The following is a 7,103-nucleotide window of genomic DNA, read 5'->3' as shown; positions in this document are numbered from 1 at the left end:
CCTTCGGTAAAAAAAGCGAATATTCTAAAATTCGATGAAATAGAAAAAGAGGAAATCGAACGCTTCAGTTCAGGCGACGGCGAACTTGATCTGGTTTTAGGCGGCGGGATAGTGCCGGGCAGCCTTGTACTTATAGGCGGAAGCCCGGGTGTCGGGAAATCCACCCTTATGATGAAACTCGCCGGAAACATAAATAAAAAAGTTCTGTATGTGGCGGGGGAAGAGAGTCCCGGACAGATAAAAATACGTGCGGAAAGACTCGGAATTAAAAACAAAAATCTTTTTTTAATGCCTGAAATTGTCGTGGAAAACATACTTGAGGAAATAAACAGAGGCTACGACTTAGTCATTATCGACTCTATTCAGACAATTTATTCCGAAAACCTTCAATCGGCACCCGGAAGCGTATCGCAGGTAAGAGAAGCCACGTTTGAGCTTATGAGGGCTGCAAAAGAGACAAAAACCCCTATTTTTATTATAGGACACATTACAAAAGAGGGCTCAATCGCAGGACCAAGGGTTCTTGAGCACATGGTGGACACCGTTTTGTATTTCGAAGGTGATGCGAGCAGGGAGCTTAGAATTTTGAGGGCTTTTAAAAACAGATTCGGATCAACCAGCGAAATCGGAATATTCGAAATGACCAAACAGGGGCTTGTGAGTGCCAAAAACAAATCGTTTTTTTCCAAAAAAGCGCTCCCCGGAAGCGCCATTACAGTTATCTTGGAAGGAACGCGCCCCATCGTTTTGGAAGTTCAGGCGCTTGTAAGCGAGAGTTATTCAATTCCGAAAAGAAGCGCCACGGGATTTGATTTATCGAGGCTCAATATGATTTTAGCGCTGCTTGAAAAAAAACTCAACCTGCCGTTTAATCAGTATGACGTGTTTATAAACGTAACGGGCGGTATCAAAATAAACGAACCCGCCGCAGATTTAGCCGTCATAGCGGCAATTGTCAGCAGTTTTAGGGACAGAAAAATCAGCAAAGAAAGCGTGTTTATCGGAGAAGTCAGTTTAGTGGGCGACATAAGGGATGTTCCCGGGCTTGATCAGAGAATAAAAGAGGTCGCAAATCTCGGCTTTACAAAAGCCATAGTTCCAAGCAAGCCTATGGAAGAGCCTATTAAATGCTATGAAGTTAAAGAAGTTGAAAAACTTCTTGAATGGATGTGATTATATCCATTCACAAAACAAAAAAAGCGCATAAGCGCTTTTAGTTATATTTTACTACTGCATCTATTTTTGTTGTATCATCTACATTATTTACTATATTACTATCACTTATTTCTACCGATACATATGGAGTATTTTCTTCTGAATCTATTACTATCTCAAAATGATAACTGTTTCCCTCTATTTCGATAGTTTGATCACTTCGAGTACCATATGTATAATACTTTCCATCTTCATTTAAATTTACAGTTTTTGAATAAGTTTTACCGTTTTCTAATGTAACTCTTACAGCAACGTCATAAGAATCTTTCATCTTTACAAACGTAATATTTTTAATTTTTTTGAGTGTTTCATTTAATGCTCCACTGCTCAACCTCCAAATTCTAAATTTCATCACTTTTATAAACGAAATTTTTTTAACATTTAATGTCTTATGTTTTTTTATTAGAGAAATGCATTGTTGCTGAATGTTTTTTGCTTTTTCATAGTCTTGCGTATATGTGATATCAGTAGGAGGTAAATTATCAGCTTCACCTTCTAACTCTTTTTCAACTTCTTCCCAAATTTTATCTCCGTCATCCGCTTCATAAGTGTCGCCGCTTCCCGTTAAATTTCTAAATTCATGATAAAATTCGCCGCCGTTCGTACTCGCACTAATCCAAGGCGTTCCCCCGCTTGCTCCTAAATACATTTCAAATCCGGTTTTTTCCCCTCCTTTACATTCGCTTCCGTCGTAGTTGTAGCATACGTCGCATTTATATTTGTCCCACTCTCCTTGAGGGTCAGGATTATAATAAGTATGCATTTTATCTATGAGATAGGTTTGTAAATCACTGTCATATCTTACGACATAAAAATCTTTATTCATAAAAATATCAGCCATCAATTTTTCTAAATATTTATTAAAATTCTCCAATGCGGTCGAATAATCCACAAACTGTAAATTAAGCCCGAGTTCGCTGTTTATTGCATCTACAAGGTTTTTGATGTCATCTTCGCTTGAAACCGTTACGTTATGATTTTTAAAATAATCCACAACTTCCTGTAATATGCTTATTCCGTTTGTCGGATCACCGTCACTGTCTAAGGACTGTAAAAGTTGCTTCATTAAATCCGAAGATTCGAAAATATACTCTTCATTTTCTTCAAGATTGTATTTGTTTATCAAATAATTTCCTATATACATACTCACAACACCGCTTTTAGCGGTAAATTTACCATCTTTATCCGTTTTTATCTCATTACCTTCACTATCTTTTACACTTACACCGCTTACGGGTGAATCCATATAATATGCCGTTAAATTCGTTTCTATATCTGTAACCGTATTGTCAACCTCTTTATTTGTAGAAGAACTACCACCTCCACACGCCGTTAGCAAAAAAGCGGTTGCAAATGAAAGGAAAATTGATTTGCCACTTTTAAGTACATTCATAATTGACTCCTTTTTTTTTAATTATGTATCTTTTTTTTAAAAAATTCATTAATTTATGTTAATATTTGCTTAATAAAATAATAAAAAGGTGCAGCATGTATGACAAATTAAAAAATTTTTTAGCAAAGTATGTAAAACTAAACAGCTTCGAATGGCTTGTAATAAAAAAAAGATCAAGGATAATTAAATTCAAAAAAAAAGAAATCATTCATTTTGCCGGTGATATCTGCAAAAAAGCATATTTTGTAAATTACGGATTGTTAAGGGGTTATATAATCGATAAAAAAGGAAATGATTATACATGGCACGTTTTTTTTAACGACGAACATGCAAAACTAAGCAACGTGTTCGCTCTTGATTACGAAAGTTTTTTAAACGGTACTCCCTCAAAAATATATATTGAGGTTTTAAAAGACTGTGAGCTTATAGAATTTCGAAAAAGCGATGTCGATTTTATTTTTAACCATACTAAAACCGGACAAAAACTTGGACGTCTTTTTGCAGAAGAAGCTTATTCTACATTACACAATTATATTATTTCTTATACAATAGATACGGCAGAAGATAAACTTTTGTATTTTCTATCCCATTCTGCACACTGGTTTGATTTAGTTCCACAGCATATGATTGCCACACACCTTGGCATAAGACCCCAATCATTAAGTAGATTAAAAAAGAAATTAAACGATAAAATGAAAATATAATTTTTATCTTTCTATAACAATATTTTTTTTAAACATTTTAATTTTCAATATGAAATTTATTTTATACATTTAGTACTGAAATGAAAGTGATTATTTTTTTACATCTTTATTTTTTTTGTGGCACGTTCCGTCGAAATCTCCGCCTTTTTCTATTATTATGCTAAGCACATTCACTTCCCCTTTTAATTTCCCCCCTTTTAAAACCTCTATTTCGTCACAGTCAGCTTTTCCTTCGAATATACCGCTTATTACCAGTTTTTTGCATTTGACATCCCCTATTATTTTACCTTTTTTACCGATTGAAATGTTGGACATTGAATTTATATTGCCCTCTATCGTTCCGTCAATATGGATATTGCCTTTTATATCGACATTTCCCTTAAACACCGCCCCCGAGGATACTACTGTTGTTTCGTTATTAACAGACTCGCTTTTATTAAAGACTCCCATGGTACTCCTTTTTCTTTTTTAAACATTTTAAAAAAATTCTTTCCGTTCCAGTAAATAAAATTAACAGGGTTAAGAGGTTTATCATTATATCTAATTTCATAATGCAAATGCTGCCCCGTACTTAAGCCGGTATTTCCCATATAGCCTATAATCTGTCCTTTTTTGACAAAATCCCCGGCTTTAACTTTTATATTTTTTCTGAGATGCGCATACAGCGTATCGAATCCGTAAACATTCGATATTTTAACGACATATCCGTAACCGTAAGGATTAAGACCGGCTCCGGAGACAACGCCATTTGCCGTAGCGTAAATCGGAATTAATCCCCGCCCTTTCAGATCCACACCCGGATGAAACTCCCTCTTTTTAAGAATAGGATGAATCCTCCATCCGAACCTGCTTGAGATTTTGATATTTTTAACCGGTTTGCCGCATGGAAAAAGCATTAAAACCTTGTTGATTTCCTCTTTTGTAAGAGAATTTACATTTATATTGGAGAAATAAACATCCCCTTTCAACCCCATTTTCGTTTCCAAATCCTCTATTTTCGAATTCAGCTTCTGAAGGGCGACCTGCTTGTTAAGCAACAAAGCATTCAAATTTTTAATCTGGGTGTTCAGATTGAATATCTGCTCGTTCATTTTTACAAGTTCTGAAGAAAGCTGTTTTTTCTGGACGTTTATGCCCTTGACTTTTTCTTTCAAATATTCGATATATGCATATCCCGTCCCTATCGTAAAAAAAACAACAAGAAAAACGCTCATAACTATAAACTTGACAATTTCGTGAAACGTGTAATGTTTCGTACCTTTAACCGTCGTAATAGTTATAAAATATCTATTTTTCATAACTCTTCCGTAAATAGTATTCTTCAAGAAGTTCAAAGGATTCTTTTACCCTTGCGAATTTTTTCGCATATATTTTCTGAATCAAATCAGGCTTTTGTCTGTGAAGGTCCGGATGGTATTTTTTGGCAAGCCTTCGATATTCCCTTTTTATTTTATCAAATTCATATATAGTGGATACCCCGAAAAGATCCAGAGCGTTTCTTATTTTATTTAAATATTCTTTTAAAGAGCCTTCCACATTGAAATTTTTGGTATAAGAAAATTCGTTTTCATCTATATTAAACACAACCCTGTAACCCATAACCGTATTTTTTGCAGCAAGAGCACTCACAATTCTCTGTGATTCTTCATTATACATTATAACGAACCTTTCTTTCGAATAGTCAATCAAATCAAACAAAAACAGTCCTTTTATATAGTTAAAAACAGCGGGTTTCGGATTTGCAAACAGTATTTCGAATTCTTTTGAAGAAATCTTTCTGATTGTTATATAAACGGCCTTTTCATCGTATGTAAGGGAATATTTTTTTATTTTTACGATTAAATCCTTTTTATAATTCAAAAGTAGTTTTTTTAAAACAGAATCGTCGGAATTTTTATGTTTTTTGTACATATTCGCTATTGCATACAGCAGAAGTTTGTGCTTTCTTACATTGTTTTTATCAAAATATATTTTATATTCACCGTCTTTTATTTCCATTCTGTTAAAAGAAAGCCTTATAAATTCAATAAAGCCTTTGATTTTAAATCTTGAATCTATAACAACTTCTATATTTTCATTAATATTTATCTCAAATACCTTATCCGTCATCTTTCTTCGCTATTATCAATGTCGCGATCGGAAATATGAGTTTTTGTTTTTTGACAACAGTGAATCCTTTTAGGTTTTTGATAATGTTCTCTTCTTCTAAAGAATTTATACTTTTTCCCAGCAATTTATATTCCTCTTTCATTCCGAGAAGAATTCCGGCTATTAACGGCACGATTTTATTCATATACCAAAGAATAAATTTTGCAAAAACACTTTCGCTTTTTACCATTTCGACTATTGCAAAATATCCTCCGGGCTTTATATGGTTTTTAATGTTTTCCATGCCTTTATCCAAATCGTCAAAATTCCTAAGAGCCATAAACGCCGTAATCAAATCCGCTTTTTTATCAAGCTTAAAATTCTCCGCAGTATCTTCAATAATCACAATCTTTTTATTTTTAGATTCCAATACATAGTTATTATTTTCAATTCTCCATTCTGGTTGGTCGGGTAGGTTCTTAATTCTCAATTTTTCCCTCGCTATTGCATTCATTTCACCGCTCGGTTCAATCAGATACATTTCATCAAAACCGAGAACTTCCGCCATTTCTCCCGTCGCACTCGCCACATCTATCAAAACGCCGTTTTTAATATGTTTTTTTATCTCTCTTATAAACATCCGCCGCCAAAGCTCTTCTATTCCGAAACTGACTATTTTAGTGGCAAAATCATACTTTTTAGCAAGTTTGTCGTATATTTTTACGTCCATTTTACCTCCCGAACACAATCAAATCTTCACCGCTGTTTGTATGCAGTATCTCAAACCTGTCTTCGCTTCTGAAATTAAACCTGTTTGCAAATTTCGGACTTATTATGAACGCTTTCCAGTCAACCAGCTCTTTTATTTCATTATAAAGCCTCTCGCCGCCTTCTATCATTATAAACTTATAATCATTTAACTTCTCAAGCGTATCTTCTACAAACACTCTTCTTTTAGGAACGTTAAAAAGAGGAATGTTCCTTTCAATCCCGTCGTTTTTCGTATAAATCAAAACATCAGGCGCCCTGCCTCCAACCCTTCTGGCATCAAGTGTGGGTCTGTCAATCCTTACGGTATTACCACCGATTACAAGCAGATCGATTCTATCCCTTACTTTATGCACCCATTTAAGAGAACTCTCAGAACTTATATATCCGCCTGTAATCACCCCGTTCATTGTAAGGGCGAGTTTATAAAACACAAACCTTTTTTGCCATTTTATAAACGGCTCTATTAAATCATAACATCTTTTATCGTTTATAATATCTACCTCGATTCCGGCGTTTTTTAAAATCTCGGCACCTCCGCTGTGTCCTTTAATCGGATCAGGCCAGCCGATGGTGACGCTTTTCGGTTTTAAATGTTTTAAAAGATTTGCGCAAGACGGGGTTTTTCCTTCGTGAGCGCAAGGCTCAAGCGTTACGTAAACGTTTGCTCTGTTGAAAAACCCGTTGTGGTTTTGAAGCAAAAATTCATGTATTTCATGTGATTTTTCAAGTTCCGGCACTCTATTAAAAGCCCTGAAGGCATTCCAAAGCGCATTAACCTCGGCATGGGGGCTTCCGGCCTTTTCGTGAGCGCCTGTAAAAAGCTGATTGTTTACAATCACGGCCGCCCCCACCGCCGGGTTCGGATATGTCAGAAACTGATACTTCCACGCTTCCTTTATAATCAGATCAAATATGTAATTTTTCATTTTTAC

General features: G+C 35.1%; 8 protein-coding genes. 2 read left to right on the top strand and 6 right to left on the bottom strand.

Features of this window, described 5'->3' with window-relative positions; genetic code table 11:
* Positions 1-1,173 (top strand): DNA repair protein RadA (gene radA, locus ACXJIE_RS06520; RefSeq protein ID WP_456480157.1); only part of this gene is annotated, 1,173 nt, incomplete at its 5' end.
* Positions 1,174-1,213: 40 nt separating this feature from the next.
* Here the strand turns inward: radA and ACXJIE_RS06515 are convergent.
* Positions 1,214-2,608 carry a hypothetical protein gene (locus ACXJIE_RS06515; RefSeq protein WP_456480156.1) on the bottom strand — a complete coding sequence of 465 codons (1,395 nt, stop codon included), beginning with the start codon at positions 2,606-2,608 and terminating at the stop codon, positions 1,214-1,216.
* A 95-nt stretch (positions 2,609-2,703) separates the two neighbouring features.
* Between ACXJIE_RS06515 and ACXJIE_RS06510 the strand changes: the two genes are divergently transcribed.
* Positions 2,704-3,312: a Crp/Fnr family transcriptional regulator gene (locus ACXJIE_RS06510; RefSeq protein WP_456480155.1), complete on the top strand. Its 609-nt coding sequence runs from the start codon at positions 2,704-2,706 to the stop codon at positions 3,310-3,312.
* 90 nt (positions 3,313-3,402) lie between these two features.
* On the opposite strand, the gene ACXJIE_RS06505 is transcribed toward ACXJIE_RS06510, so the two are convergent.
* The 5 genes from ACXJIE_RS06505 to ribD are packed head-to-tail and all read right to left on the bottom strand — an operon-like array spanning position 3,403 to position 7,097.
* Complete coding sequence (locus ACXJIE_RS06505; RefSeq protein WP_456480154.1) at positions 3,403-3,762, bottom strand: bactofilin family protein; 360 nt, start codon at positions 3,760-3,762, stop codon at positions 3,403-3,405.
* Positions 3,714-4,610, bottom strand: a complete 897-nt coding sequence (locus ACXJIE_RS06500) for a peptidoglycan DD-metalloendopeptidase family protein (protein ID WP_456480153.1) — start codon at positions 4,608-4,610, stop codon at positions 3,714-3,716. Before ACXJIE_RS06500 ends, ACXJIE_RS06505 begins: the two co-directional genes overlap by 49 nt.
* Entirely contained in the window at positions 4,600-5,421 is an 822-nt protein-coding gene (locus ACXJIE_RS06495; RefSeq protein ID WP_456480152.1) for a DnaJ domain-containing protein, read from the bottom strand. Before ACXJIE_RS06495 ends, ACXJIE_RS06500 begins: the two co-directional genes overlap by 11 nt.
* Entirely contained in the window at positions 5,411-6,130 is a 720-nt protein-coding gene (locus tag ACXJIE_RS06490; protein WP_456480151.1) for a class I SAM-dependent methyltransferase, read from the bottom strand. Before ACXJIE_RS06490 ends, ACXJIE_RS06495 begins: the two co-directional genes overlap by 11 nt.
* A gap of 1 nt (position 6,131) precedes the next feature.
* On the bottom strand, positions 6,132-7,097 hold the full coding sequence (gene ribD / locus ACXJIE_RS06485) for a bifunctional diaminohydroxyphosphoribosylaminopyrimidine deaminase/5-amino-6-(5-phosphoribosylamino)uracil reductase RibD (RefSeq protein ID WP_456480158.1): 966 nt from the start codon (positions 7,095-7,097) through the stop codon (positions 6,132-6,134).
* Positions 7,098-7,103: the final 6 nt, after the last annotated feature.

This window comes from Nautilia sp. (assembly GCF_053994455.1).
The sequence above is the reverse complement of the archived record's forward strand: the minus strand, read 5'-3'. Positions and strand labels throughout refer to the sequence as shown.

Coding starts and splice junctions, on each gene's coding strand:
- ACXJIE_RS06515 (WP_456480156.1), bottom strand. CDS start 2,608: ATGAATGTACTTAAAAGTGGCAAATCAATTTTCCTTTCATTTGCAACC.
- ACXJIE_RS06510 (WP_456480155.1), top strand. CDS start 2,704: ATGTATGACAAATTAAAAAATTTTTTAGCAAAGTATGTAAAACTAAAC.
- ribD (WP_456480158.1), bottom strand. CDS start 7,097: ATGAAAAATTACATATTTGATCTGATTATAAAGGAAGCGTGGAAGTAT.
- ACXJIE_RS06490 (WP_456480151.1), bottom strand. CDS start 6,130: ATGGACGTAAAAATATACGACAAACTTGCTAAAAAGTATGATTTTGCC.
- ACXJIE_RS06505 (WP_456480154.1), bottom strand. CDS start 3,762: ATGGGAGTCTTTAATAAAAGCGAGTCTGTTAATAACGAAACAACAGTA.
- ACXJIE_RS06495 (WP_456480152.1), bottom strand. CDS start 5,421: ATGACGGATAAGGTATTTGAGATAAATATTAATGAAAATATAGAAGTT.
- ACXJIE_RS06500 (WP_456480153.1), bottom strand. CDS start 4,610: ATGAAAAATAGATATTTTATAACTATTACGACGGTTAAAGGTACGAAA.